Genomic DNA, 25,570 nt, shown 5'->3' on the forward strand with positions numbered 1-25,570 from the left:
GAGGGCTAGATCGGGTTAATGGCGATCAACTCTTCCGTACGACGACGAAGTCCGCCAGCGCGATCAGCTGCGCGCGGACCTCTGCGGGCATGTCGACGCCGCTCAGGGCCTCGATGGCGGTGGCGTGCTGGCGGCGGGCCTCCTGGGAGGTCCACTCCCGGCCGCCCGCCTCCTCGATCAGCGCCGCGCGGGCCGCGAACTCGTCCTCGTCGAAGTCGGCGGCCTGGGCGTCGGTGAGCTTGGCGTCGGCGGCGAGCAGGGCGGCGAGCCGCTCGGAGGCGGGGCCGCCGGCGGCGAGGGCGGCGACCACCGGGAGGGACTTCTTGCGCTGGCGCAGGTCGCTCCAGGTCTGCTTGCCGGTGGTCTCCGGGTCGCCCCAAATGCCGAGCAGGTCGTCGACGGCCTGGAAGGCGAGGCCGAGGTGGTAGCCGTAGGCCTCCAGGGTGTCGGCCGTACGGTCGTCGGCGCCGCCGAGGACCGCGCCGATGGAGACCGCGCACGCCAGCAGGGCTCCGGTCTTGTTGCCCTCCATCTCCAGGCACTCGGCCACGGTGACGCGCTCGCGGTGCTCGTAGGAGATGTCCTGGGCCTGGCCGTCGATGAGCTTGCGGGTGGCGGTCGTCAGCCGCCGGGTGGCCCGGCCCGCCTCGACGGTGCCCAGCTCCAGCAGCACCTCGTTCGCGAGCGCGAAGAGCGCATCGCCGACGAGGATGGCCTGCGCGGGGCCGTGCGCCTTCCAGACGGTGTCGCGGTGGCGGCGCTGCTCGTCGCCGTCCATCAGGTCGTCGTGCAGCAGTGAGAAGTTGTGCACGAGCTCGACGGCGACGGCGCCGGGGATGCCCACCTCGGGTGCGGCGCCGGCGGCCTCGGCCGAGAGCAGGGCGAGGGCGGGCCGCACGGCCTTGCCCCCGTCGCCGTGCGTCGGCCGTCCTTCGGCGTCGATCCAGCCGAAGTGGTAGGCGGCGACGGTGTCCATGGGTGCCGCGAGCCGGTTGACGGCGGCACGCAGCACCGGCGTGGCAAGCGTCCGTCCGCGCTCCAGCAGGGCACTGACGCCTGCGGTGTCGACAGCTGGGATCGCCGATGTCACGGTCTCTCCTCTGGTGGTCGTGCTCACGCGCGCCCCGTTCCGGGAACGCGCGCCTTGATGGCTCGCTGGGTCATACCGCCGCCTCCCGCAGGGGGTCCCGATGCGGTCGGCCGAGCTCGCAGAGGGCCGCGCCGGCGGCAGTCAGACCGCTGCGCACCGCGCTCTCCATGGTCGCGGGCCAGCCGGTGGCGGTCCACGCACCGGCCAGGAAGAGGCCGGGCGCGTTCGTGGGGGCGTGCGGCCGCAGCCGGCCCACGCCGGGGGTGGGGGCGAACGTCGCCGTCCGTTCCCGGGTGACGAAGAAGTCGCGCACGCCCGCTCCCCGGGCGGCGGGCAGCAGCCGCTCCAGCTCGGGGAGGTAGCGCTCGCGCAGCTCGGCGACCGGCCGGTCGATGTCGTCCTGGGCGGCCGACTGGGACACGGCCAGGTACTGGGCCGCGCCGTCGAGGGCGGCCAGCCCGGAGGAGTCGGTACGGTCGAAGACCCACTGCACCGGGCTGCCGAGGGCGGTGAAGAACGGCTGTCGCATGACTTTGCGGTCGTATACGACGTGCAGGTTGAGGATGGGGGCGGTGTCGATGCCCAGCAGCCGGTCCGGCTCGTCCAGGGCGCCCTCGGGCAGCAGCGCGTGGGTCTCGCGCTGGGGCACGGCGAGCACCACGGTGCCGGCGTCGAGCCGCTCGGCGCTGCCGGGCCCGGCTTCGATGTCCACGTGCCAGCCGCCGTCCGTGCCACGGGAGATCCGCGTGGCGCGCGTGCGCAGGGCGGTACGCACGCCCGCGGCGTCGAGGGCGGCGCGGGCCCGGGTGTCGTGCAGCTCGCCCAGCGGGACGTGCGCCCAGCCGATGTCGGCGGCGCCGGGCTCGGAGAGCAGGCCGGTCTTGAAGACCATGGCGGCCAGGCCCAGCGAGGAGCGGTCGGCGGTGGCGTTGAGGGTGGCCACGCCCACCAGGTCCCACAGCGCCTCGACCGTGCGGTCCGACTGGCCGCGGCGGCGCAGCCAGGTGGCGAAGTCGACGCCGTCCAGCGCCGGGTCCATCGGGTCCAGGCCGCGCAGGGCCAGCGCGGCCCGTCCCACGTTCGCGCGCTCGGCGAGCGAGAGGTGCGGGTACGTGGCCAGGCTCGCCGCGAGGTGCAGCGGCACGGGCAGCGCGGTGCGGCGCAGCCGGCCGAGGCGGGGGCGGCCCGAGGGGTGGCCGACGTCGAGGACGGGCACGTCGAGCCGGTCCTGCAGGGGGGCGAGGTGCCGGGCGCCGACCCGGTCGAGGAACCACTGGTAGGCGGTGCAGCAGCGCAGGTAGACATGCTGGCCGTTGTCGATGGCCAGCTCGCCGCGGCGGAAGGAGAAGGCGAGGCCGCCCAGGCGGGGCCGGCCCTCGACGAGGGTGACCCGCACTCCGGCGGCGGCGAGCTCGAGCGCCGCCGTGATGCCCGCGAGGCCGCCCCCGATCACCACCGCGGCCGCTCCGTCGGAGCGGCCTGCCTGTGTGGGGAGCCGGTCGGGCCGGGTTGTCGTCCGTGATGTCATGCGCCCACTCCCTCGGCTTCTGTCAGGGACGCGATCGCCGGGTGGAGGGTTGCGCACCGCTTGCCGCCGCGGCGGCGCCCGGTGCCGGTGTGCGTGCGGGTCATCAAGCGCGCCCCCTGGCGGTCTGCCGGTGGACGCTGCGGGCGTCGTACCCGGACAGTCCGCGCACGGCGACGAAGGCCTTCTCGCGCCCGGGCAGGGAGACCCTGCCGCGCAGCACGGCCTGCGGCTCCTCGGCGATGCGGTCCAGCAGCCTGCGGTAGATGCCGGACATGGCGGCGACGCAGGCGCCGCTGCGCCGGTCGAGCATGGGCAGCAGCCGCATGCCCTCGGCGAACAGGGCGCGGGCGCGGCGCACCTCGTAGTGCACCAGGCCGGTGAAGTCGGCGCCGGCCGGGGGCCGCACGGAGTGGAAGCCGGCGGAGCAGCCGAACTTGGCGAGGTCCTCGGAGGGCAGATAGGTGCGGCCGTTGGCCGCGTCCTCGCGCACGTCCCGCAGGATGTTGGTGAGCTGCAGGGCGAGGCCGAGCGTATCGGCGTACTCGGGGGCGCGTGCGGCGTCCCGGGCGCCGGGCACGGTGCCGAACACGCCGAGGGAGAGCCGTCCGATGGCGCCGGCGACGCAGCGGCAGTACGCGGCGAGCTCGTCCCACGTCTCGTAGGTCTCGCCGCGCACATCCATCTGAACGCCGTCGATCAGTTCGTCGAGCCCTCCGATGGGAATGGGAAAGCGGCGCACGGCGTGCGCGAGCGCGACGGCCACCGGGTCGGTGTCGTCCTCGTCGACGGCGCCGTCCCGGATCCGGTCCAGCGTCGTACGGGCCTCCTCGAGCCGCAGCCGCTTGGACTCGGGGTCCAGGGGGCCGTCACCGATGTCGTCGACGCGCCGCGAGAAGGCGTACAGAGCCGACATGGCCCGTCGCTTGGCCGCGGGCAGCAGCCTGATGCCGTAGCTGAAGTTGCCGGCCTGCTGTCCGGTGACGGCCTCGCAGTAGCTGTACGCGGCGAGTACCGGTGCGGACGCGTGTGGCGTTCCGTTCACGGTCCCGCTCACCCCTCTCTTCGCAGTGTCGCCCCCACCTCGCGCAGCACGCTGAGCTTGGTGGGCTTGGGCGGTCCGGGGAGTACGTCGTGTCCCGCGGCGGTGACCGCCCGGAGCGCGGCCCTCCCCCCGCCCACGAATCCCGCGAGCAACAGCTTCAGCCTGCCGTGGACGCTACCCACCAGTGGGGTGCCTTCATTCAGCAGGCGCCCGGCGCGTTCCGCCTCGTACGCGACCAAGGCGCGCACCGATGCGCCGGCGGTCGGCAGGGCGAGGTCGGACTCCGTCACACGGAAGCGTTTCATGTCCTCGGCGGGGAGGTAGACGCGGTCGCGTCCAAGGTCCTCGGCGACGTCCTGTAGGTGTTCGATGATCTGCAGTGCGGTGCACACCGCGTCCGAGTGGCGGATCCGCTCGGGGCTCGCTGTGCCGGTGATGCCGAGGACGAGACGGCCGACGGGGTTGGCGGACAGCTCGCAGTAGGCGAGCAGCTCGTCGTACGTGGCGTAGCGGCTCACCCGCTGGTCCTGGCGGTTGGCCTCGATCAGCCCGAGGAAGGGCTCGGGGGTCAGACCGCACCGGCGGACGGTCGGACGCAGGCGGATCAGCAGCGGGTGGCGGGGGCCCGTGCCGGTGGGGTCGAAGACGCGCAGGAGGTCGGCCTCGAAGGCGTCGAGCATGGTGAGACGGTCGTCGCTCTGCTCGCGGTCCAGGCCCAGCAGCTCGGCGTCGCGGCCGCCGGGGGCCAGGTCGCCGTCACCGATGTCGTCGACGAGACGGGCGTAGCCGTAGATCGCCATGAGATCGGCACGCCAGGCGCGGGGCACGAAGAAGGGCGCCACGGGAAAGTTTTCGTGCGCGGCCTTGTCGAGCACGGCGCGCGCGTGCGCGTCCGTCCCCGCCGTCATCGAGGGCTGCCCGGACCGGGGACGGCGTACGCGTCTCTGATCTGGAGAGAGCCCCTGGCCAATACGGCCAATGCAGCCATTGCCGTCACATCTCCCGTTCTACACTGCCGACCCAGAACATCCTATTTCGGACACGCCGCAGGGTAGGGGCGTCGCCCCGGGCTCCCCATCGAGCCTCCCCCTGTGCACCCTCGGCAGCGGGGTGCGCGGGTATCGCCATGCCCCACCACAAACAGCAGCAAAAGAGCACGCTACAGCGTACGCCGCACAAGTGTCCGACGCCCGCCGGGGTGCGTGCTTGATCCATACAATGCCACGCGATGCCCGAATCGGCCCTGACAATAAGCGAGTTGATCGTCACGGAACGGTCAAGGCCCCCGCCGGCACACGCCTGCGGGGGCCCGGTGCGACCGGTGCTTCCCGGGGTGCTCCGGGGAAGCACGGGCGCGGATTCCGCTAGCGAGCCGTCTCCTTCTCGTACGCCCGGACCACCTCGTCGGTCGGACCGTCCATCAGCAGCTCGCCGCGCTCCAGCCACAGCACCCGGTCGCAGGTGTCCCGGATGGACCTGTTGTTGTGGCTGACCAGGAAGACCGTGCCGGCCTCCTTGCGCAGCTCGCGGATGCGCTCCTCGGAGCGCTTCTGGAAGGAGCGGTCGCCGGTGGCCAGGGCCTCGTCGATCATCAGGACGTCGTGGTCCTTGGCCGCCGCGATGGAGAAGCGCAGCCGGGCCGCCATGCCGGAGGAGTAGGTCCGCATGGGCAGCGTGATGAAGTCGCCCTTCTCGTTGATCCCGGAGAAGTCGACGATGTCCTGGTAGCGCTCGCGGATCTGCTCGCGCGACATGCCCATGGCCAGACCGCCGAGCATCACGTTCTTCTCGCCCGTGAGGTCGTTCATCATGGCCGCGTTCACGCCCAGCAGCGAGGGCTGGCCATCGGTGTAGATCTTGCCGCGCTCGGTGGGCAGCAGCCCGGCCACCGCCTTGAGCAGGGTGGACTTGCCCGAGCCGTTGGAGCCGATCAGGCCGATGGCCTGGCCCCGGTAGGCGGTGAAGCTCACCCCCTTGACCGCGTGCACCTCGCGCACGCCCGCGCCGGGCGTGCGCTTGACGATCCGGTTCAGGGCGGCGGTCGCGCTGCCGCGGCCGGTGTTGCCGCCGTAGACGCGGTAGACGATGTGGACGTCGTCCGCGATCACGGTGGGCAGGGGTGCGGACGCCTCGGTCCCGGTGTTCTGATCAGCCACGGCCGTACTTCTCCTCAGCCTTCCAGAAGTACACGAAACCACCGACGCCCACGACCAGCGCCCAGCCGACCGCCAGCGCCCATACGTGCGGCGGCAGGTGGATGTGGCTGCGGTCGTCGATCAGCGCCCAGCGCATGAGGTCGATGTAGACGGCGGCCGGGTTGGCGGCCAGCAGGTCGGCGACCCACTTCGGCGCGTGCGTCTTCTCCAGCGCCGTGGACAGGCTGTACATCACGCCGGACGCGTACATCCAGGTGCGCGTGATGAACGGCAGCAGCTGCGCCAGGTCGGGGGTCTTGCTGCCCAGCCTGGCCAGGATCATCGCCAGGCCGGTGTTGAAGAGGAACTGCAGCACCAGCACCGGAACGATCAGCACCCACGACAGCGCGGGCATGTGGCCGAAGCCGAGCAGGAAGAGGAACAGCACCAGCATCGAGAGCAGCAGCTGCTGAAGCTGCTGCATCGCGAAGGAGATCGGCAGCGCCGCCCGCGGGAAGTGCAGGGCGCGCACCAGCCCCAGGTTGCCCGCGATCGAGCGCACGCCGGCCATCGCCGAGCTCTGCGTGAAGGTGAAGACGAAGATCCCCGTCACCAGGAAGGGGATGTAGTTGCGGATCCCCATGTCCTTGCCCTGCTGCATCAGCAGGCCGAAGATCAGGAAGTACACCGAGGCGTTCAGCAGGGGGGTGGCCACCTGCCAGACCTGGCCCAGCTTGGCCTGGCTGTACTGGGCGGTCATCTTCGCCCGGGAGAAGGCGATGATGAAGTGCCGCCGGTCCCACAGCTGCCGGACGTAGTCCGGCAGGCTCGGCCGGGCGCCGCTCACCGCGAGCCCGTACTTCCGGGCCAGCTCGGCGGCGGGCAGACCGTCGTCGGGTGACGGCGGGGCACTCATGGCGACCGCACTGTCGTGCGTTGTCTCGCTCACAATTGACACTTTCGTCCTCAAGGTGCGCTGCCGGGGCCGGGCCCCGGCTCGCGCCCGGTGCTCTCAGACAAGAGCTTGTCAGATCACGGGCGGGCGACCCAGTCGGGTCAGGCGCCACACGGTACGCCACTTCATCGGGCGCCGTGGACCGCAAGGAGTCGTCCAGCCCTCCCGGAATCCGCCGAACCACGCGCGCAGCGCGGGCAGCGACGGGCGCCGGGCCAGGGTCAGCAGCAGCCACACCCCGACGTAGACGGGGACCAGCGGTGCCGGAAGGTTCCGGCGGGCCAGCCACACCCGGTTGCGGGCCACCATGCGGTGGTAGACGGCGTGCCGGCTGGGAGCCGTGGTCGGGTGGTGCAGCACCATGTCCGACCGGTAGTCGATCATCCAGCCCGCGTCGAGGGCCCGCCAGGCGAGGTCGGTCTCCTCATGGGCGTAGAAGAACTCGTCCGGCAGCCCGCCGACGTCGGCGAAGACCCGCGTGCGGACCGCGTTCGCGCCACCGAGGAAGGTGGTCACGCGCGAGGAGCGCATGGGATCGGCGGCCCGCAGCCGCGGCACGTGGCGGCGCTGGGTCTCGCCGGTGTCGGGGTCGGCGATGCGGAAGCTGATGATGCCCAGCTCGGGGTCGGCGGCGAAGGCCTCCCGGCACAGCTGTGCCGTGTCCTGGCCCGGCAGCAGTCCGTCGTCGTCCAGGAAGAGCAGGATGTCCACGTCCCGGCCGGCCGGGCCGAACGCCTCGATGCCGACGTTGCGGCCCGCCGGGATGCCCACGTTCTCGGGCAGCTCGACGGTCCGCACGCTCAGCCCGGGGACGCCCAGCTCGGGCAGCGGGGAGCCGTTGCCGACGATGACGACCTCGATCGCCTCGCCGGTCTGCTTGGCGACCGACTCCAGCAGGGCGCGCAGCTCCTCGGGGCGGTTGCCCATGGTCAGCACGACCGCGCCGACGCGCGCGGCGGCGGCGCTCATCGCAGCCTGCTCGAGGCGAGGATGGACACGAGGTGCAGCAGCGTCTGCAGGACGGCGATGCCCGCGAGGACGGCCGTGCCGAGGCGGGTGAAGAAGAGGTCGCCCCGGGCCGCGTCCACGATCGCGAGGACGAGGATCAGCAGGGACGCCTCGATCCCGAGGATCAGCCGGTGGAACTTCAGCGCCGCGGCGGCCTTGCGGGCCAGCGCCATGCCGGAGGAGCGCGGCTCGGCGGCCGCCTCCTTGACCGGCGGCAGCCCGGCCTGGTGGCGGGCGACGCCGACGAGGTCGGTCTCGGCCTTGATCAGGACGGCGCCGAGCGCGGCGAGGGTGCCCAGGAAGGCCCACAGCCAGTCGATCCGGCCGCTCCCCCACGGGTCCGCGGCGCGCAGGCCGAGGCCGAGCAGGACCGCGGCGTCGCACAGGTAGGCGCCGACCCGGTCCAGGTACACCCCGGAGTTCGAGTACTGCTTCTTCCAGCGGGCGATCTCGCCGTCGACGCAGTCCAGCAGCAGGTAGAGCTGGACCATGACGACGCCGAGCACGGCGCCCGTGATCCCCGGCACCAGCAGGGCCGGGGCCGCGAGGACGCCCGCGACGGTCATCAGGTAGGTGAGCTGGTTGGGCGTGATCCGGGTGTTCACCAGATACCGGTCGCAGCGCAGCGAGATCTCTCGCATGTACAGGCGACCGGCCCAGTGCTCACCGCTGCGCCGGTCCTTCACACCTGCGGGGTGGACGACCGGGCGGAGTTCAGCGACTGACGGTTTGTGCATAGTCGGCGTAGGCGTCCCTGATCTGGTGGGTGGAGAGGTCGAGGTGCTCCAGGATCGTGTACCGCCCCGGGCGGGTCTGCGGTGCGTACTCCACCACCTGCACGAACTCGTCGTCGGTGAAGCCGATCTCGCCGGGCAGCACGGGCAGGCCGTGCCGCCGCAGCACCTCGACCATCAGCGCGGACTCCTCGCGGGCACCGCGCAGGTGCATCGCGAAGGCGGCCCCGAGGCCGCACTGCTCGCCATGGCTGGCGGCGCGCTTGGGGAAGAGGATGTCGAAAGCGTGGTTGATCTCGTGGCAGGCGCCGGAGGCGGGGCGGCTGTCACCGGCGACGGACATCGAGATGCCGGTGAGGACCAGGCCCTCGGCCAGCACCTGCAGGAAGCCGTCGTCGCCGACGCCGCCGGGGTGGCGCAGCACGGCCTCGCCGGCCTGGCGGGCCATCGCGGCGGCCAGGCCGTCGATCTTCTCGCCGCGCTCGCGGTGGGCGAGCTCCCAGTCCGCGACGGCGGAGATGTTGGAGACCGCGTCGCCGATGCCGGAGCGGACGTAGCGGACGGGGGCCTCGCGGATGACGTCGAGGTCGATGACGACGGCGATGGGGTTCGGCACGCCGTACGAGCCGCGGCCCGCGTCGTTGTCGAGCGTGGCGACCGGCGAGCAGAGACCGTCGTGCGAGAGGTTGGTGGCCACGGCGACCAGCGGCAGGCCGATCCGCGCGGCGGCGTACTTCGCACAGTCGATGATCTTGCCGCCGCCGAGGCCCACGACGGCGTCGTAGTGCCCCTTCTTCATGCGGTCGCCGAGCCTGATGGCGTCGTCGAGGGTGCCGCCGCCGACCTCGTACCAGGAGGCGCCGGGCAGCGCCGGGGCGAGCCGCTCGCGCAGCGCCGCCCCGGAGCCGCCGCTGATGGCGATGGCGAGCTTGCCGGAGCTGGAGATCCGCTGGTCGGCGAGGACGCAGGCCAGATCGTTCAGCGCACCGGCGCGGATGTCGACGACGACCGGCGAGGGGATGAGCCTCGTCAGTACTGGCACGCGATCTCCCGGCCCTTGGCGAGGTCGTCGTGGTTGTCGATCTCGACCCACTTCACGTCGCCGATGGAGGCCGTGTCGATCTTGAAGCCGCGGTTGACGAGCTCCTGGTAGCCGTCCTCGTAGTACAGGTCGGGGTCGCGCTCGAAGGTGACCTTGAGGGCGTCGGCCAGCTCGGCGGCGGCGTCGGCCTCGATGAGCGTGACGCCGATGTACTCGCCGGTGGCGTCGGACGGCTCCATCAGCTTGGTGATCTTCTGGACGCCCTTCTCGCCGTCCACGACGACCTTCATCTCCTCGTCGGCGAGGTTCTTCACCGTGTCGAGGGCGAGGATGATCTTCTGGCCGTCGCCGCGGGCGGCGAGCAGCGTCTTCTCGACGGAGACCGGGTGGACGGTGTCGCCGTTGGCGAGGATCACGCCGCGGCCGAGGACCTCACGCGCGCACCACAGGGAGTAGGCGTTGTTCCACTCCTCGGCCTTGTCGTTGTCGATCAGGGTGAGCTTGAGGCCGTACTTGGCCTCCAGCGCCTCCTTGCGCGCGTACACGGCCTCCTTGCGGTAGCCGACGACGATCGCGACCTCGGTCAGACCGACCTCGGCGAAGTTGCCGAGGGTGAGGTCGAGAACGGTGAGCGACTCCTCCGCACCGTCGGGGCCGACCGGCACCAGGGCCTTGGGCAGGGTGTCGGTGTAGGGACGCAGACGCCGTCCGGCGCCGGCTGCCAGCACGAGGCCGATCATGCGGGTTCTCCTGTTTCGTCGTGTACTGCGGGCGCCCCGGCGGACACCCAGAACCGGATGCTCTCGCTGAGCACCAGGAGCGTGATGGCGGCCGCGAGGACCGTCAGCGCGATGGTGAAGCCCCGGCCGTACCAGAGGGCGGCGGCGGCCGTGACCGCCACGACCCGCCCCTCGTGCCCGCCGATCGCCCGCACCAGCCAGTGCGGCGGGGCACCGGTGCCGCCACGGATGCGGTACACCGTGTCGTAGTGATGGTAGGCGACCGCGGCGACCAGGCCGAAAGCCGCGGGCAGCGCGCCCGGGGCGCCGGAGAGCGCCGCCAGGCCGAGGATCATGCCGTACTCGGCGCCGCGGAAGATGGGCGGCACCAGCCAGTCGAGGGGGCCCTTGAGGCTGTGGTGGACGGCGATGGCGGCGAACCCGGCGTAGGCCACGGCCAGGCCGACGGCCGCCCAGGTGCCGGCCCCGCCGAGGAGGAGCGGGCGGATCAGCAGCAGGGCGGCGGCCCCCGCCGCCCACAGGGGCGCGCCGTACGCGGCGCCGGGCCGCTTGCGGGCCGGTTCCACGGTGAGCCAGAGCGAATCGGTGAGGTCCCCCAGCGCCCGGGCGGCCCGGTCGGTCCGCTGCGCCTTGCGGGTCAGCGAGCGCAGCACGCGGCCGGCGGTGGTGTAGCAGGCGGCGAAGGCGCAGCCGATCAGCAGCACGACGAAGACGACGCGGGGGGTGGTGAGCGCGGTGAGGACCGCGATCAGCGCCCAGCGCTCGCCGATGGGCAGCACGATCATGCGCCGCACCCAGACCGTCCAGCCGACGCTGTCGAGCCTGTCGGAGAGGGCGGCGGTGGGGCTGGTGTTGGCGGTGGCGTCGTGGTTGGCCTCGTTGAAGGAGAAGTCGACCACGTGCCGGCAGGTCTGCAGGATCATCGCGCCGAGCGCGAGGGCCCATACGTCGTCCCCGCCCCGGGCCGCGCCGAGCGCGAGGCCCGCGTAGTAGGCGTACTCCTTGGCGCGGTCGAACGTCGCGTCGAGCCAGGCGCCGAGGGTGGAGTACTGGAGGGAGTAGCGGGCGAGCTGGCCGTCGGTGCAGTCGAGCACGAACGACGCGATGAGCAGGACGCCCGCGGCGACGTACCCGGGGCGCGTGCCGGTCGCCGCGCAGCCGGCCGCGATCAGCGCGGTCAGCAGCGAGGCGGTGGTCACCTGATTGGGGGTGAGGCCGCGGCGGGCGCACCAGCGGGCGAGGTAGCGGGAGTACGGGCTGATGCAGAAGGTGGTGAAGAAGCCGTCGCGGGACTTCACGGCGCTGCGCAGCCGGACGGCCTCGTCGTCGACGGCGGCGGTCTCGGCCGCCGCCTTGGCGCGGATGTCGTCGTCCGCCGGTACGGCCGCGACCAGGACGCCCAGCTCCGGGCGGTGGACGGCCAGGCCGTCGGCGGTCAGCTGGGCGGCGAGGGCGTCCGGCAGGCCGGCCTCGGCGGCGCCCGACGGCTGCGCGGACGGCGCGGGCTCCGCGGCCAGCGCCGTGAGCGCGCGCGTGAGCGCCGCGCGGGCCGCCGGCTGCGCGGTGAGCGCGCCGGTGACGGCGGCGGCGGGGAAGCGCGGGTCGGTCAGGGCGAGCCGCAGGGCGTGGACGTGGCCCACGAAGCGGTGGTCGACGAGGGCGACCCGCTCGGCGGCCGGGACGGCGGCCAGCGCCGAGGCGGCGCCGGCGGCGTCAGGGGCCGTGCGGACGTCGAAGCCCAGGGACCGCAGGTCGTCCTCGAGGGAGGAGCCGGCGGGCGGCGTGCCGGTGAGGATGGCGGTCGACAGACGAACTCACTCCTTGGAAGCTGGCGTGGCCGCCTCGGGGTCCGCGAAGTGACCGGGCGGCGTGCGTGGCGCGCCAGGCCCCGGCCGCGGGGCGGCGTGCGGCACGTCGGCAGAGGCTATCGGATCACCGGAAGCCGCCGTTCACCGCACGTGCACCCGGGCGTCCCGTCACTGACAGGACGCCCGGGGAATCCGGACGGTTCCCACGGACGGACGAAACGTTTCCCGTCGCCTGGCTGGAATAGGCTGCCGTCATGACGTGGCTGATCACAGGCGGAGCGGGGTACATCGGGGCGCACGTGGCGCGGGCGATGACGGAGGCCGGGGAGCGGGTGGCCGTGCTGGACGACCTGTCCTCCGGCGTGGCCGGCCGGCTGCCCGACGGCGTCCCGCTGGTGCGGGGCTCGGTGCTCGACCGCGAGGTGCTGGACCGCGCCTTCGCGGAGCTGGACGTGACCGGTGTGGTGCACCTGGCGGCGAAGAAGCAGGTCGGGGAGTCGGTGGAGAAGCCGCTGCTCTACTACCGCGAGAACGTGCACGGGCTGACGGTGCTGCTGGAGGCGGTCGTCGCCGCCGGGATCCGCAGCTTCGTCTTCTCCTCCTCCGCGGCCGTCTACGGCATGCCCGACGTGGACCTCGTCACCGAGGACACGCCGTGCCTGCCGATCAATCCCTACGGCGAGACGAAGCTGGCCGGCGAGTGGCTCGTCCGGGCGACGGGGGCCGCGCACGGCATCTCGACGGCGTGCCTGCGCTACTTCAACGTCGCGGGCGCGGCCCGGCCGGAGCTGGCCGACACCGGCGTCTTCAACATCATCCCGATGATGTTCGACCGCGTCACCCGTGGCGAGCGCCCGCGGATCTTCGGCACCGACTACGACACGCCGGACGGCACCTGCGTCCGTGACTACATCCACATCGAGGACCTGGCCACGGCCCACCTGGCCGCCGCCCGCCGCCTCGCCGAGCGGCCGGGCACGGGCGATCTGACGCTGAACGTGGGCACCGGGCGCGGGGTGTCGGTGCGGGAGATGGCCGATCTGATCAGTGAGGTCACCGGCCGGCCCGAACTGACGGCCGAGACCGGGCCACGCCGTCCGGGTGATCCGGCGCGTGTCGTGGCGTCCGGGGAGCTGATCGCGAAGGAGCTGGGCTGGAGCGCTCGGCACGACCTGCTGAGCATGGTCACTTCGGCCTGGGAAGGGTGGTGCCTCCACCACCCGCAGGCACGTCGCAGCTGATCGGGCCGACAGGGGCAGCGTGGGCATCGTCGCAGGTCAGGGCAATGACAACGGTGTTCAGTGCCGCGTTGCCCGATACCCCCCACCCGTAGTTCACTGGGGCTCGGCCGGCACCCGCCGGCCGTTCCGGGCGATCTTCGGAGGCGGCATTCATGGGAGCGGGGCACGACCACGGCCACTCGCACGGGGGACCCCCGCCCGGCACGAGCGGCACCGCGGCCGCCGCCTACAAGGGGCGGCTGCGCATCGCGCTGGGCATCACCGTGACGGTGCTGGTCGCCGAGATCGTCGGCAGTGCGCTGACCGGATCGCTGGCGCTGCTCGCGGACGCCGGGCACATGGCCACGGACGCGGTGGGGGTCTCGATGGCGCTGGTGGCGATCCACTTCGCGAACCGGCCGCCGGGCGGCCGGCGCACGTACGGCTACGCCCGCGCCGAGATCCTGGCGGCGCTGCTGAACTGTCTGCTCCTGCTGGGGGTCGGCGGCTTCATCCTCTTCGAGGCGGTCGACCGGCTGCGCAACCCCACCGAGGTGCCGGGCGGGATGACGGTGGCCTTCGGTCTGGTGGGCGTGATCGCCAACCTGATCTCGCTGGCCCTGCTGATGCGCGGCCAGAAGGAGAGCCTCAATGTGCGCGGGGCGTTCCTGGAGGTCCTCTCGGACGCGCTGGGCTCGCTGGCCGTGGTCCTCTCGGCCGTGGTGATCATGCTGACGGGCTGGACGCAGGCCGACCCCATCGCCTCCCTGATCATCGGGCTGATGATCGTCCCGCGCACGCTCAAGCTGCTGCGGGAGGCGCTGGACGTGCTGCTGGAGGCGGCGCCGAAGGACGTCGACATGGACGACGTGCGGGCGCACATCATGGCCCTGCCCGGCGTGGAGGACCTGCACGACCTGCATGTGTGGACGATCACGTCGGGGATGCCGGTGCTGTCCGCGCACGTGGTGGTCGACCCGGCGGCGCTGGACTCGGCCGGGCACGGGAAGATACTCCACGACCTGCAGGGCTGCCTCGGCGAGCACTTCGCCGTCGAGCACTGCACCTTCCAGCTGGAGCCCAGCGGGCACGCCGAGCACGAGGCCAGGCTCTGCCACTGACCGGCCGCCGCCCGGCGGGCCGGCCAGGACTCATCCGTCGCCGCCCTGGGCATCTCGTACGGCAGACTTGAGGGTCGAAGACAGACAACGAGGATGGTCAATGCCGATCACATCAGCCACGGACCGCTCCGCCGACTCCGCCGCGGTACCCGCTTCCGCCGACTCCGCTGAACCGATCATGCTGGAGCTGGTCGACGAGGACGGCACGACCATCGGCACCGCCGAGAAACTCTCCGCCCACGTGGCGCCCGGCCGGCTGCATCGTGCCTTCTCGGTCTTCCTCTTCGACGACGAGGGCCGGCTGCTGCTGCAGCGCCGGGCCCTGGGGAAGTACCACTCCCCCGGCGTCTGGTCGAACACCTGCTGCGGCCACCCCTACCCGGACGAGCCGCCCTTCGTCGCCGCCGCCCGCCGCACCGGCGAGGAGCTGGGCCTGGCGCCCGCGCTGATGCGCGAGGCCGGGACCGTGCGCTACAACCACCCCGACCCCGCCTCGGGCCTGGTCGAGCAGGAGTACAACCACCTCTTCGTCGGGACCGTGCGGGCGGAGCCCGACCCGGACCCCGAGGAGATCGCCCAGACCGCGTTCGTCACCCCGGCCGAGCTCGACGAGCTGCGGCGCACCGGCACGTTCTCCGCGTGGTTCTCGACGGTGCTGGACGCCGCGCGTCCCGCGATCCGTGAGGTCACCGGGGCCTCAGCGGGCTGGTAGCGGCGGCGCACGGGTGCAGCGGCAGGGCGGCCCAGACCACCTTGCCGCCGCTCGGGGTGTGCTCGACGTCGCACCGGCCGCCCACCTCGTCGACGGTCGCCTGGACGAGCAGCAGGCCCCGGCCGCCGGTGCGCGGCTCGTCCTCGGCGAACGCCTCCAGCGCCTTGGGGCGGTAGGGGTGGCTGTCCTCGACGGCCACGCGCACCCACTCGGGGCCGATGGAGACCTCCACGGCCACCTCCGGGGAGAGCAGCGCCGCGTGCCGCACGGCGTTGGTGACCAGCTCGGAGACGATGAGCAGCAGGCCGTGCAGCAGGTCCTCGCGCAGCGGGACCCGCCGGCGCCGGATGAGGTCGCGGACGGCGTGTCTGGCCCGGGGCACCGAGCAGTCGAGCGCGGGTGTGGTGTACCGCCAGGTCCCGTCGTACTCGGCCGGCTTCCGGGGCGGGGGCGCCTGGCCCGGCTCGGGCGGTACGCCCCCGAGGATCTCCATGTCCGATACCAACCCCTCGCCGTGGCCCGACCGCACAGGTCGAGTGTTGGGAATCCGGGGGTCCGCACCGGTCGGCTGAACAGAAGTCAGCTGCTATCGACGGGTTTTGATCGCGTACGTGTGCCGCGGCCGCTTCGGCGACTGTTCCTGGCTGCCGCGTTCATCTTTCAATGAACGATACGGACTGTCATCTTCCGAGACCTGCGGTGATCATGAGCAGGGTCGTCCCGGCTAGCATCCGGCGCATGGAGCCCGCACTGCATCTGGACGTCGCCGACGCCACCGCCACCGTCCGCATCGCCAACCCGGCCAAGCGCAACGCCATGACCACGGCCATGTGGCAGGCGCTGCCCGCCCTGCTCGAGCGGTGTGCCGCCGACCCGGCCGTACGGGTGCTGGTGCTGACCGGCGAGGGCGGGACATTCTGCGCGGGCGCGGACATCTCCGGCCTGGGCGAGGACGGCGGCGAGCGGGCCCGCGGCCTCGCGGTCGCGGCCGAGGAGGCGCTGGCGGCCTTCCCCAAGCCGACGATCGCCGCCGTGCGCGGCCACTGCGTGGGCGGCGGCTGCCAGCTCGCCGCCGCCTGCGATCTGCGGTTCGCCGCGCAGGACGCCTCCTTCGGCATCACCCCGGCCCGGCTGGGCATCGTCTACGCGGCCTCCTCCACCCGGCGCCTGGTGGACCTGGTCGGCCCGGCGACGGCCAAGTACCTGCTGTTCTCCGCCGAGCTGATCGACGCCGAACGGGCGCTGCGCACCGGCCTGGTGGACGAGGTGTGGCCGGCCGGGGCGCTGGAGAAGCGGGTCGCGGAGTTCGCCGCGACCCTCGCCTCCCGCTCCCAGCTGACCCAGGCCGCGGCGAAGGAGTTCGCGGCCGGGCCGGCGGGCGAGGACCGCCTGGCGCACTGGGCCGGGCAGGCGCGCGGCAGCAAGGACCCCGCGGAGGGGGTCGCCGCCTTCCTCGAGCGCAGGCGGCCGCGGTTCACCTGGACGGTGTGACGCCCTCCTCCCGGCCCCGGATCTTCCGCCACTCGGCCACGAGGTCGGCGGGCGCCTTCTGCGGGGAGCCCGCGTCGTACGGCGGCTGCGGGTCGTACTCGATCATCAGCTGAACGGACTGGGCGGCGCGGTCGCCCTCGATCCGGCCCACGAGCGTGAGCCCCATGTCGATGCCCGAGGAGACCCCGGCGGCCGTGACGTACTTGCCGTCGGTGACGACCCGCTCCCCCGTCGGGTCCACGCCGTAGGCGGCGAGGTCGTCCAGGTACAGCCAGTGCGAGGTGGCCCGGCGGCCCGTCAGCAGCCCGGCGGCGCCCAGGATCAGGGAGCCGGTGCACACGGACGTCGTCCATGTGGCCGTCCGGTCCGCCTCCTTCAGCCAGTCCTGGACGGGGCCGGGTGCGAGGGGCAGGTTCTCCTGCGGGCCGCCCGGCACCACGATGATGTCCGGGTGCGGCACGTCCGCCAGCGAGGCCTCGGCCACGAGCGCCAGCTCGCCGCTGTCGTTGGCCACGGGGCCGGGCCGCTCGGCGACGAAGGTCCGCCGCGCACCGGGCAGGCGCAGCGCCTCGAACGGGCCGACGGCGTCGAGCGTGGTGAAGCCGGGATAGAGCAGGATGGCGATCTGCATGCGGTGTTCCTTCTTTCGTGTGGTGAACGGGGCTCAGGTGGTGGTCAAGGAGGGCGCCGGGGGCCGGAACCGGCGCCGGTATTCGGCGGGTGCCGTGCCCAGGGCGCGGACGAAGGCGCGGCGCATGGCCTCGGGCGTGCCGTAGCCGCAGGCGCGGGAGACCTCGGCGACGCTCTGCGCGGTCTCCTCCAGCAGGCGGCGGGCGGACTCCAGCCGCACGCCCTCGACGTAGCGGCCGGGCGTGACGCCCACTTCGGCCTGGAAGGCGCGGGCGAAGTGCCGGGGCGAGAGGCTGGCGCGGCCGGCGAGGGCCTCGACGCTCAGGTCGGCGCCGGGGTGTTCGGCGATCCAGTGCTGGAGGTCGCGCAGCGCCGGCCGGTCGGCGGTCTGGGCTGCGAGCTGGGTGCTGAACTGCCGTTGGTTGCCGGGGCGGCGCAGGAAGACGACGAGGTGGCGGGCGACGGCGAGCGCGGTCCGCCGGCCGTGGTCCTCCTCGACGAGGGCCAGCGCGAGGTCGATGCCGGCGGTGACGCCGGCCGAGGTGGCGATGCCGCCGTCGCGCACGAAGACGGGCTCGGGATCCAGCCGAACGGCGGGGTACCGCCGTGCGAAGTCCTCGCAGAACGCCCAGTGCGTGGTGGCGCGGCGGCCGTCGAGCAGCCCGGCGGCGGCGAGCAGGAACGCGCCCGTGCACACCGAGACCAGCCGCCCGGCACGCGGGCCGTTGCGGCGCAGCCAGTCCAGCAGCCGCGGGTCGGCGTCGGCCATGCACTGGCCGCCGGGTACGAGCACGATGTCCGCCGCGGCGCACTCGTCGAGCGCGGCGTCCGGGGCCAGGCGCAGTCCGCTGCCGGTGCGCACCGGTGCGCCGTCGACGGTCGCGGTGCGCACGCGGTAGGTGCCGGGGTCGCCGAGCAGGACGCCGGCGCCGTGGAACACCTCGAGCGGGCCGGTGACGTCGAGGCTCTGCACCCCTTCGTAGAGGATGATCAGCACGGTGCGGCGGGAGGTCATGGTCCTCATGCTGCGGCGGGCGGGGTGATGGCCGCAATGACGAGCTCCCCACCTTTCCTGCCATGGCACCCCGGCCTTCCCCGCCAAACCAACCAGTCGGTAACGTGCGGGACATGAGCTCTCTTCCCGCGCGCGCCGGACGCCGCTGCCACAACGTCGTCAACCCCTTCCACTCGGTCGTCTACTTCTCGCCCGACTCCGTCCGCGAGATGGCCGGGCTCGGCATCGAGGAGCGCAGCGCCGCCTATCTCGCCGCGCGGTCCGCCGCGTTCGGCCGGGTCGGCGCGGGCGTCGTCACGGCGACGTTCCACAGCTTCAAGCACGAGATGGTGGCGCGGCACGTCCCGCGGGTGTGGGACCTCGCCACGCCTCAGCAGGTCCTCGACGCGCGTCTGCGGGCCGCCGACGCCACGCTGCGGCGCCTGCTGGGCGAGGAGGCCCTGGCCTCCGCGGAGATGGCCGAGGCCGCGGAGCTGGCGCTGCGCGCGGCGGAGGCCTGCGAGCGTCCCGTGCGCCCGCTCTACGCCGCCCACGCCGACCTGCCCGTGCCGGACGCCCCGCACCTCGCCCTGTGGCACGCGGCGACGCTGCTGCGCGAGTACCGCGGCGACGGGCACCTGATCGCCCTCGCGCGGACCGGGCTGGACCCCGTCGAGGCGCTGGTCAGCCACTCCGTCACCGGGCGCGGCATGTCGCTGAAGTGGCTGCTGACCACGCGCGGCTGGAGCGAGGAGGAGCTGACCGCGGGCCGGGAGCGGCTGGTGCGGCGCGGACTGCTGGGCGCGGACGGCCGGTTGACGGAGGCCGGCATCACGCTGCGGGAGAACCTCGAGGACGAGACGGACGTCCTGGACGCGGCGCCGTACGAGCACCTGGGCGCGGCAGGCGTCGAGCGCCTGACCGAGCTGCTGACGGCGTTCACCACGGCCGTCGTGGAGGCGGGCGGATTCCCGGCGGACCTGCGGGGGTAGGACGCGGCCCCCGCCGGCGGCACCTGCCACAATGCAGATCGCGGCTCGAGGAGAGATCCCGGAAGAAGGCAGAGCGTGATCGTGACGACGTCGACGTCGATCGAAGGCAGGATCGCCGAGGAGCTCGGCGTACGGGAACGGCAGGTGCGGGCGGCCGTCGAATTGCTCGACGGCGGCTCGACCGTCCCGTTCATCGCGCGCTACCGCAAGGAAGCGACCGAGATGCTCGACGACGCCCAGCTGCGCGCCCTGGAGGAGCGGCTGCGGTATCTGCGGGAGCTGGAGGACCGGCGGACGGCCGTGCTGGAGTCCGTGCGTTCGCAGGGCAAGCTGGACGAGGCGCTGGAGGCGCGGATCCGCGCCGCCGACTCCAAGGCCCGGCTGGAGGACATCTACCTGCCCTTCAAGCCCAAGCGGCGCACCAAGGCCCAGATCGCCCGCGAGGCCGGGCTGGAGCCGCTGGCCGAGGGGCTGCTCGCCGACCCCGGCGTCGAGCCGGCGGCGGCCGCGGCCGCCTTCGTCGACGCGGACAAGGGCGTCGCGGACGCGGCCGCCGCGCTGGAGGGGGCCCGGGCCATCCTCACCGAGCGGATCGGCGAGGACGCGGACCTCATCGGCGAGCTGCGCGAGCGCATGTGGTCGCGCGGGCGCGTGGCCGCGAAGGTGCGCGAGGGCAAGGAGGAGGCGGGCGCGAAGTTCGCCGACTACTTCGACTTCGCCGAGCCCTTCACCGAGCTGCCCTCGCACCGGGTGCTGGCGATGCTGCGGGGCGAGAAGGAGGAGGTCCTCGACCTCACCCTGGAGCCGCAGGCGCCGGACGAGACGACCGCGGGCCCGAGCGCGTACGAGCAGGCGATCGCGCGCCGCTTCGGCGTCGTGGACCGCGGCCGGCCGGGCGACAAGTGGCTGGGCGACACCGTCCGCTGGGCCTGGCGCACCCGGGTCCTGGTCCACCTCGGCATCGACCTGCGGCTGCGGCTGCGCCAGGCCGCCGAGGACGAGGCGGTCCGGGTCTTCGCCGCGAACCTGCGTGACCTGCTGCTCGCCGCGCCGGCCGGCACGCGCGCCACGATGGGCCTCGACCCCGGCTTCCGTACGGGCGTGAAGGTCGCCGTCGTGGACGCCACGGGCAAGGTGGCCGCCACCGAGACGATCTACCCGCACGTTCCGCAGAACAAGTGGGACGCCTCCCTGGCCGCGCTGGCCCGGCTCGCCCGTGAGCACGCCGTGGAGCTCGTGGCCATCGGCAACGGCACGGCCTCCCGCGAGACCGACAAGCTGGCGGGCGATCTGATCTCCCGTCACCCCGAGCTGGGGCTCACCAAGGTGATGGTCTCCGAGGCCGGCGCCTCGGTCTACTCCGCCTCCGCCTTCGCCTCGCAGGAGCTGCCGGACCTCGACGTGTCGCTGCGCGGCGCGGTGTCCATCGCCCGCCGGCTGCAGGACCCGCTCGCCGAGCTCGTCAAGATCGACCCGAAGTCGATCGGCGTCGGCCAGTACCAGCACGACCTGTCCGAGGTGAAGCTGTCCCGGTCGCTGGACGCGGTCGTGGAGGACTGCGTCAACGGCGTGGGCGTCGACGTCAACACCGCCTCCGCCCCCCTGCTCTCGCGCGTCTCGGGCATCAGCTCGGGCCTCGCCGACAACATCGTCGCCCACCGCGACTCCAACGGCCCCTTCCGCTCCCGGAAGGCCCTCAAGGACGTGGCCCGGCTCGGCCCGAAGGCGTACGAGCAGTGCGCGGGCTTCCTCCGCATCCGCGGCGGCGACGACCCCCTCGACGCCTCCAGCGTCCACCCCGAGGCGTACCCGCTGGTCCGCGCCATGGCGAAGGCCACGGGCGGCGCGGTGGGCTCCCTCATCGGCGCCACGGCGACGCTGCGCTCGCTGCGGCCCGACGACTTCGTCAACGACTCCTTCGGCCTGCCGACGGTCACCGACATCCTGCGCGAGCTGGAGAAGCCCGGCCGCGACCCGCGGCCCGCGTTCAGGACGGCGACGTTCAAGGAGGGCGTCGAGAAGATCGGCGACCTGGCGCCGGGGATGCTCCTGGAGGGCGTCGTCACCAACGTCGCCGCGTTCGGGGCGTTCGTGGACATCGGGGTGCACCAGGACGGGCTGGTCCATGTCTCGGCGATGTCGAAGACGTTCGTCAAGGACCCGCGGGACGTGGTGAAGCCGGGGGACATCGTGCGGGTGAAGGTGATGGACGTCGACATTCCGCGCAAGCGGATTTCGCTGACGCTCAGGCTGGACGACGAGGCGGGGGCCGCGGCGGGCGGTGGCGGCTCCGGTGCGGGTGCGGGTGCCCCGCGCAAGCGTGCCGAGCGGTCGGCACCGCGCCCGCGCCGCGCGGACAGCCGGCCGGCGGCTCCCGCCGACAGTGCGATGGCGGATGCCTTGCGGCGGGCGGGCCTGCTGGGCGGCGGCCCGAAGGGCCGCTGACCCGGGGGCTCCGCCCCCGGACCCCCGGTCCTCAATCGCCGGACGGGCTGATTTTCAGCCCGTCCGGCGATTGAGGACAAACAGGGAACGGTCAGCGTTCCGTAACGCGGCCCTCGGTCACCTCGAGGCGCCGGGTCGTCGCGACAGCGTCGAGCATGCGGCGGTCGTGCGTCACCAGCAGCAGCGTGCCGTTGTACGAGGCCAGCGCCGACTCCAGCTGTTCGATCGCCGGCAGGTCGAGATGGTTGGTGGGCTCGTCCAGGACGAGCAGGTTGACGCCCCTGGCCTGGAGGAGGGCGAGCGCGGCGCGGGTGCGCTCGCCCGGTGAGAGGGTGGCGGCCGGGCGCAGGACGTGGGCGGCCTTGAGGCCGAACTTCGCCAGGAGGGTGCGGACGTCCGCCGGGGGCAGCTCGGGGACCGCCGCTCCGAAGGCGTCCAGCAGCGCCTCGTCGCCGAAGAACAGGGCCCGTGCCTGGTCGACCTCGCCGACGACGACGCCCGGGCCCAGCGCGGCGCTGCCCTCGTCCGGGGTCAGCCGGCCCAGCAGGGCGGCGAGGAGGGTGGACTTGCCCGAGCCGTTGGCGCCGGTGACGGCGACCCGGTCGGCCCAGTCGATCTGCAGGTCGACGGGGCCCATCGTGAAGGCTCCGCGCCGTACCACCGCACCGCGCAGCGTCGCCACGACCGCGCCCGAGCGGGGCGCGGCGGCGATCTCCATGCGCAGCTCCCACTCCTTGCGGGGCTCCTCGACGACGTCGAGCCGCTCGATCATGCGCTCGGTCTGGCGGGCCTTGGCGGCCTGCTTCTCGGTCGACTCGGCGCGGAGCTTGCGGCCGATCTTGTCGTTGTCGGTGGACTTGCGGCGGGCGTTGCGCACGCCCTTCTCCATCCAGTTCCGCTGGGTGCGGGCGCGGGCCTCCAGGGAGGAGCGGGTGTCGGCGTACTCCTCGTAGGCCTCGCGGGCGTGGCGGCGGGCGGTCTCGCGCTCCTCCAGGTAGGCGGCGTAGCCGCCGCCGTAGAGGTTGACCTGCTGCTGGGCGAGGTCGAGTTCGAGGACCTTGTCGACCGTGCGGGCGAGGAACTCGCGGTCGTGGCTGACCAGGACCGTGCCGGCGCGCAGCCCGGTGACGAAGTCCTCCAGCCTGGCCAGGCCGTCCAGGTCGAGGTCGTTGGTGGGCTCGTCGAGGAGGAAGACGTCGTAACGGCTGAGCAGCAGCGAGGCGAGGCCGGCGCGGGCGGCCTGGCCGCCGGAGAGGCCGGTCATGGGCCGGTCCAGGCCGACGGTGAGGCCGAGGGAGCCGACGACCTCCTCCGCGCGCTCGTCGAGGTCGGCGCCGCCGAGGTCGAGCCAGCGCTCGAGGGCGACGGCGTAGGCGTCGTCGGCGCCGGGCGTGCCGTCGACGAGCCCCTGGGTGGCGGCGTCGAGGGCGGCCTGCGCGGCGGTGACACCGGTGCGGCGGGCGAGGAAGGCGCGTACGGTCTCGCCCTCCCGGCGCTCGGGCTCCTGCGGCAGGTGGCCGACCGTCGCGGCCGGCGGGCTGAGCCGCAGGGTGCCCTCGTCCGGCGTGGCGAGGCCGGCGAGCAGGCGCAGCAGGGTGGATTTCCCGGCGCCGTTGGCTCCGACGAGACCGATGACCTCACCGGGCGCGACGACGAGGTCGAGCCCGGAGAAGAGGGTGCGGTCGCCGTGTCCGGCGGCGAGGTCCTTGGCGACGAGGGTGGCACTCATGAGACCACGACTGTAGCCGCTGGGCCGGGGGCCGCCGAAACCGATTTTCCTCAGCCGGTCACCCTGGCGACCAGCACCTCGCCGTAGGTGCGGGCCACGACGAAGGCCAGGCGGGCCCCGAGCGGGACGCGGTGCGGGCCGGGCTCCAGTCCGTCGTCGAGGAGCTCGCGGGCCCGGGGCCGCCGCAGGGGCCCCCTGCCGTAGCCCGTGAGCCGCACGCGGCAGGCCGCCGCCACCTCCAAGCGGGCCTCGCCCGCGGCCGCCGTGAGCGTGGTCAGGCGGTGCCGGCCGTCCGGCAGGGGCTGCAGTGCCTGCTCGACCTGGGCGACGAGCACCGCCAGGAGCGGGGCGGGTGCCTCGACGAAGCCGGCGTCGTGGCCGGCGGCCGCGAACGCGGCGCGCACCGCGGCCCGCTCCTCCTCGCCGACCGCGGGGTCGAAGGCCACGGCTCCGTAGGTCCGTATCTCGTCCGGGTGCGCGCGCACCGCGTCGCGGCTGATGTCGGCGCCCGTGCCGAGGGTGCGCAGGGTGGCCGCGAGCCGGGCGAAGAGGGCGACGCGCGGGCCGACGAGCAGGACGCGCCGGGGGCGGGCCGGCGGGGAGAGGCCGGCGAGGAGCCGGCGCAGGACGGCGCGGTACTCCTCCGCGCGGAAGCGGAAGGGGCCGATTCCCGGGTAGCCGTGCCGGGCGGGGTCCGCCGGCGGCCCGGTCTGCCGGGCGAAGTCCCGCCAGACGACGTCCGTGCGGTCGCTCTCGACGACGGCGCTGATCACCTCGCAACCCGCCGGGTGGTGCGCTTCCGCTTCCGCACGGCGCGAGGACTCGGCTACGGCGCCCGCCGGCTCCTCGCACTCCGGGCAGGCGTAGATCACCTGGCGTCCGCCGGCGCCGTCCGGCGGGAGCAGTGCCCGTACCCGTGCGGCGGTCAGGGCCGGCCCGCGCTGCGCGACGGGTGGCGGAAGGCCGCCCGCGCCGGCCAGGCGCGGCAGCAGGGGGGTGCCGTCCACCACGAAGTCCGGGGGGTCCCGGGGGACTTCGTCCCCGGCGTGCGCCGCCGGCGCCAGCGCGAAGGTCGCGTACTCCACCGCCATGCACGCAGTATTCCCCCGTGTGTGCCGCTTCGAGCCCGGCGGCGGCGTTTTCGGTTGTACCGTCGGCGCATGGCAAGCGATGTGATCGTTGTCGGTGCCGGGGTCACCGGTCTGACCAGCGCGATCGTGCTGGCGGAGCGGGGGCGCGCGGTCGAGGTGTGGACCCGCTCGCCGTCCTCGCGGACCACGTCGGCGTTGGCCGGGGGCCTGTGGTGGCCGTACCGGATCGAGCCGCTGGAGGCGGTCGGCCGCTGGGCGCTGCGCTCGCTGGCGGTCATGGCGGGGCTGGCCGGGCGGCCCGCGGAGACCGGGGTGCGCATGGTCGAGGGTACGCACGCGGGGGCGGTGCCGCGGGAGTTGGGGGCGTGGGCGGCCGGGGTGGCCGGACTGCGGGCCGCGGGGCCGGGCGAGTTGCCGCGCGGGTACGAGCGCGGGGTGCGGGCCCGCGTGCCGCTGCTGGACATGGCGACGCACCTGGCCTATCTGCAGCGCCGGCTGGCGGCGGCGGGCGGCACGGTCACCGTCCGCCCGCTCTCCACGCTGGCGCAGGCGGCCGGGGCGGCGCGGACGGTGGTCAACTGCTCGGGGCTGGGCGCCCGGGACCTGGTCCCCGACCCCGCGGTCCACCCGGTGCGAGGCCAGCTGGTGGTGGTCGAGGACCCGGGGATCGACGAGTGGTTCACGGTCGTCGCGGACGGCCGGGCGGACACGCTGTACGTGCTGCCGCAGCCGTACGGGGTCGTCCTCGGCGGCACCGCCCGCGAGCACGAGTGGGACCGTACGCCCTCGCCCTGCACGGCCCAGGCGATCATCGGCCGGTGTTCGAGGGTCTTCCCCCGGCTGGGCCAGGCCCGTGTCCTGGCGCACCGCGTGGGGCTGCGCCCGGCGCGATCGCGGGTGCGGCTGGAGGCCGGGCGGCTTCCGGGCGGGGCGCGGGTGGTGCACAACTACGGTCACGGCGGGGCCGGGATCACGGTCTCGTGGGGCTGCGCGCTGGACGTCGCGGACCTGGCCGAGGGCTGAGCACGGCGGGGCTCCCCCTTACGGCAGGGGGAGCCCACGC

23 protein-coding genes are annotated in these 25,570 nt (G+C 73.6%); 7 read left to right on the top strand and 16 right to left on the bottom strand.

Translation table 11 applies throughout. The annotated features are described in order from the left end of the window. Positions 1–25 precede the first annotated feature (25 nt). From ACIGXW_RS16305 to ACIGXW_RS16355, 11 genes are all read right to left on the bottom strand, one after another. Positions 26–1,090, bottom strand: coding sequence for a polyprenyl synthetase family protein (locus tag ACIGXW_RS16305; RefSeq protein ID WP_360914489.1), 1,065 nt, complete (start codon positions 1,088–1,090; stop codon positions 26–28). Between the two features lie 70 nt (positions 1,091–1,160). Beyond that, the gene (hpnE, locus tag ACIGXW_RS16310; protein ID WP_079274266.1) at positions 1,161–2,618 is read right to left on the bottom strand and encodes a hydroxysqualene dehydroxylase HpnE; all 1,458 of its coding nucleotides are present in this window, start codon (positions 2,616–2,618) and stop codon (positions 1,161–1,163) included. Positions 2,619–2,721: 103 nt separating this feature from the next. Continuing rightward, positions 2,722–3,672 (bottom strand): presqualene diphosphate synthase HpnD, encoded by a 951-nt coding sequence (gene hpnD, locus ACIGXW_RS16315; RefSeq protein WP_071965409.1) that lies wholly within the window; start codon positions 3,670–3,672, stop codon positions 2,722–2,724. Then, the gene (gene hpnC / locus ACIGXW_RS16320; protein WP_071965410.1) at positions 3,669–4,568 is read right to left on the bottom strand and encodes a squalene synthase HpnC; all 900 of its coding nucleotides are present in this window, start codon (positions 4,566–4,568) and stop codon (positions 3,669–3,671) included. The genes hpnD and hpnC overlap by 4 nt, the downstream gene beginning before the upstream one ends. Before the next feature lie 456 nt (positions 4,569–5,024). Further along, positions 5,025–5,816, bottom strand: a complete 792-nt coding sequence (locus ACIGXW_RS16325) for an ABC transporter ATP-binding protein (protein ID WP_071965411.1) — start codon at positions 5,814–5,816, stop codon at positions 5,025–5,027. Continuing rightward, the gene (locus tag ACIGXW_RS16330; RefSeq protein ID WP_399573587.1) at positions 5,809–6,744 is read right to left on the bottom strand and encodes an ABC transporter permease; all 936 of its coding nucleotides are present in this window, start codon (positions 6,742–6,744) and stop codon (positions 5,809–5,811) included. Before ACIGXW_RS16330 ends, ACIGXW_RS16325 begins: the two co-directional genes overlap by 8 nt. A 78-nt stretch (positions 6,745–6,822) precedes the next feature. After that, entirely contained in the window at positions 6,823–7,719 is an 897-nt protein-coding gene (locus ACIGXW_RS16335) for a glycosyltransferase (protein WP_071965414.1), read from the bottom strand. Then, on the bottom strand, positions 7,716–8,495 hold the full coding sequence (locus ACIGXW_RS16340) for a CDP-alcohol phosphatidyltransferase family protein (RefSeq protein WP_071965415.1): 780 nt from the start codon (positions 8,493–8,495) through the stop codon (positions 7,716–7,718). Before ACIGXW_RS16340 ends, ACIGXW_RS16335 begins: the two co-directional genes overlap by 4 nt. Further along, positions 8,473–9,534: an iron-containing alcohol dehydrogenase family protein gene (locus ACIGXW_RS16345; RefSeq protein WP_071965416.1), complete on the bottom strand. Its 1,062-nt coding sequence runs from the start codon at positions 9,532–9,534 to the stop codon at positions 8,473–8,475. Before ACIGXW_RS16345 ends, ACIGXW_RS16340 begins: the two co-directional genes overlap by 23 nt. Beyond that, complete coding sequence (locus ACIGXW_RS16350) at positions 9,522–10,274, bottom strand: sugar phosphate nucleotidyltransferase (RefSeq protein ID WP_399573588.1); 753 nt, start codon at positions 10,272–10,274, stop codon at positions 9,522–9,524. Before ACIGXW_RS16350 ends, ACIGXW_RS16345 begins: the two co-directional genes overlap by 13 nt. Beyond that, positions 10,271–12,082, bottom strand: a complete 1,812-nt coding sequence (locus ACIGXW_RS16355) for a DUF5941 domain-containing protein (protein ID WP_399574031.1) — start codon at positions 12,080–12,082, stop codon at positions 10,271–10,273. Before ACIGXW_RS16355 ends, ACIGXW_RS16350 begins: the two co-directional genes overlap by 4 nt. A 254-nt stretch (positions 12,083–12,336) precedes the next feature. On the opposite strand from ACIGXW_RS16355, the gene galE reads away from it, so the two are divergent. The 3 genes from galE (at position 12,337) to idi (ending at position 15,135) form a co-directional block, all read left to right on the top strand. Further along, entirely contained in the window at positions 12,337–13,323 is a 987-nt protein-coding gene (gene galE, locus ACIGXW_RS16360; protein ID WP_399573589.1) for a UDP-glucose 4-epimerase GalE, read from the top strand. Between the two features lie 152 nt (positions 13,324–13,475). Then, positions 13,476–14,423, top strand: coding sequence for a cation diffusion facilitator family transporter (locus ACIGXW_RS16365; RefSeq protein WP_071965420.1), 948 nt, complete (start codon positions 13,476–13,478; stop codon positions 14,421–14,423). A 100-nt stretch (positions 14,424–14,523) separates the two neighbouring features. Continuing rightward, on the top strand, positions 14,524–15,135 hold the full coding sequence (gene idi, locus ACIGXW_RS16370) for an isopentenyl-diphosphate Delta-isomerase (protein WP_399573590.1): 612 nt from the start codon (positions 14,524–14,526) through the stop codon (positions 15,133–15,135). Here the strand turns inward: idi and ACIGXW_RS16375 are convergent. Then, on the bottom strand, positions 15,110–15,628 hold the full coding sequence (locus ACIGXW_RS16375; RefSeq protein ID WP_071965422.1) for an ATP-binding protein: 519 nt from the start codon (positions 15,626–15,628) through the stop codon (positions 15,110–15,112). The genes idi and ACIGXW_RS16375 overlap by 26 nt on opposite strands. A gap of 245 nt (positions 15,629–15,873) precedes the next feature. Here ACIGXW_RS16375 and ACIGXW_RS16380 point away from each other — a divergent pair, with 245 nt between their 5' ends. Then, positions 15,874–16,626 (top strand): enoyl-CoA hydratase/isomerase family protein, encoded by a 753-nt coding sequence (locus tag ACIGXW_RS16380; RefSeq protein WP_399573591.1) that lies wholly within the window; start codon positions 15,874–15,876, stop codon positions 16,624–16,626. Here ACIGXW_RS16380 and ACIGXW_RS16385 read toward each other — a convergent pair. Further along, positions 16,610–17,257, bottom strand: coding sequence for a DJ-1/PfpI family protein (locus ACIGXW_RS16385; protein WP_399573593.1), 648 nt, complete (start codon positions 17,255–17,257; stop codon positions 16,610–16,612). The two genes, ACIGXW_RS16380 and ACIGXW_RS16385, sit on opposite strands and share 17 nt — an antisense overlap. 33 nt (positions 17,258–17,290) lie before the next feature. Further along, entirely contained in the window at positions 17,291–18,280 is a 990-nt protein-coding gene (locus ACIGXW_RS16390; RefSeq protein WP_399573595.1) for a GlxA family transcriptional regulator, read from the bottom strand. 104 nt (positions 18,281–18,384) lie between these two features. Here ACIGXW_RS16390 and ACIGXW_RS16395 point away from each other — a divergent pair, with 104 nt between their 5' ends. Further along, positions 18,385–19,242 (top strand): hypothetical protein, encoded by an 858-nt coding sequence (locus tag ACIGXW_RS16395; RefSeq protein ID WP_399573596.1) that lies wholly within the window; start codon positions 18,385–18,387, stop codon positions 19,240–19,242. Between the two features lie 75 nt (positions 19,243–19,317). After that, positions 19,318–21,687, top strand: a complete 2,370-nt coding sequence (locus tag ACIGXW_RS16400) for a Tex family protein (protein WP_399573597.1) — start codon at positions 19,318–19,320, stop codon at positions 21,685–21,687. Between the two features lie 91 nt (positions 21,688–21,778). Here ACIGXW_RS16400 and ACIGXW_RS16405 read toward each other — a convergent pair whose 3' ends face one another. Beyond that, a complete protein-coding gene (locus ACIGXW_RS16405) occupies positions 21,779–23,416 on the bottom strand; it encodes an ABC-F family ATP-binding cassette domain-containing protein (RefSeq protein ID WP_399573598.1) in 1,638 nt (545 codons plus the stop codon). A gap of 50 nt (positions 23,417–23,466) precedes the next feature. Next, the gene (locus ACIGXW_RS16410) at positions 23,467–24,507 is read right to left on the bottom strand and encodes an oxidoreductase (RefSeq protein ID WP_399573600.1); all 1,041 of its coding nucleotides are present in this window, start codon (positions 24,505–24,507) and stop codon (positions 23,467–23,469) included. Positions 24,508–24,576: 69 nt separating this feature from the next. On the opposite strand from ACIGXW_RS16410, the gene ACIGXW_RS16415 reads away from it, so the two are divergent. Then, positions 24,577–25,530, top strand: coding sequence for an FAD-dependent oxidoreductase (locus ACIGXW_RS16415; RefSeq protein ID WP_399573601.1), 954 nt, complete (start codon positions 24,577–24,579; stop codon positions 25,528–25,530). Positions 25,531–25,570: the final 40 nt, after the last annotated feature.

Origin of the sequence: Streptomyces sp. NPDC053079, from assembly GCF_044546695.1 — a bacterium.
Lineage (GTDB): Bacteria > Actinomycetota > Actinomycetes > Streptomycetales > Streptomycetaceae > Streptomyces.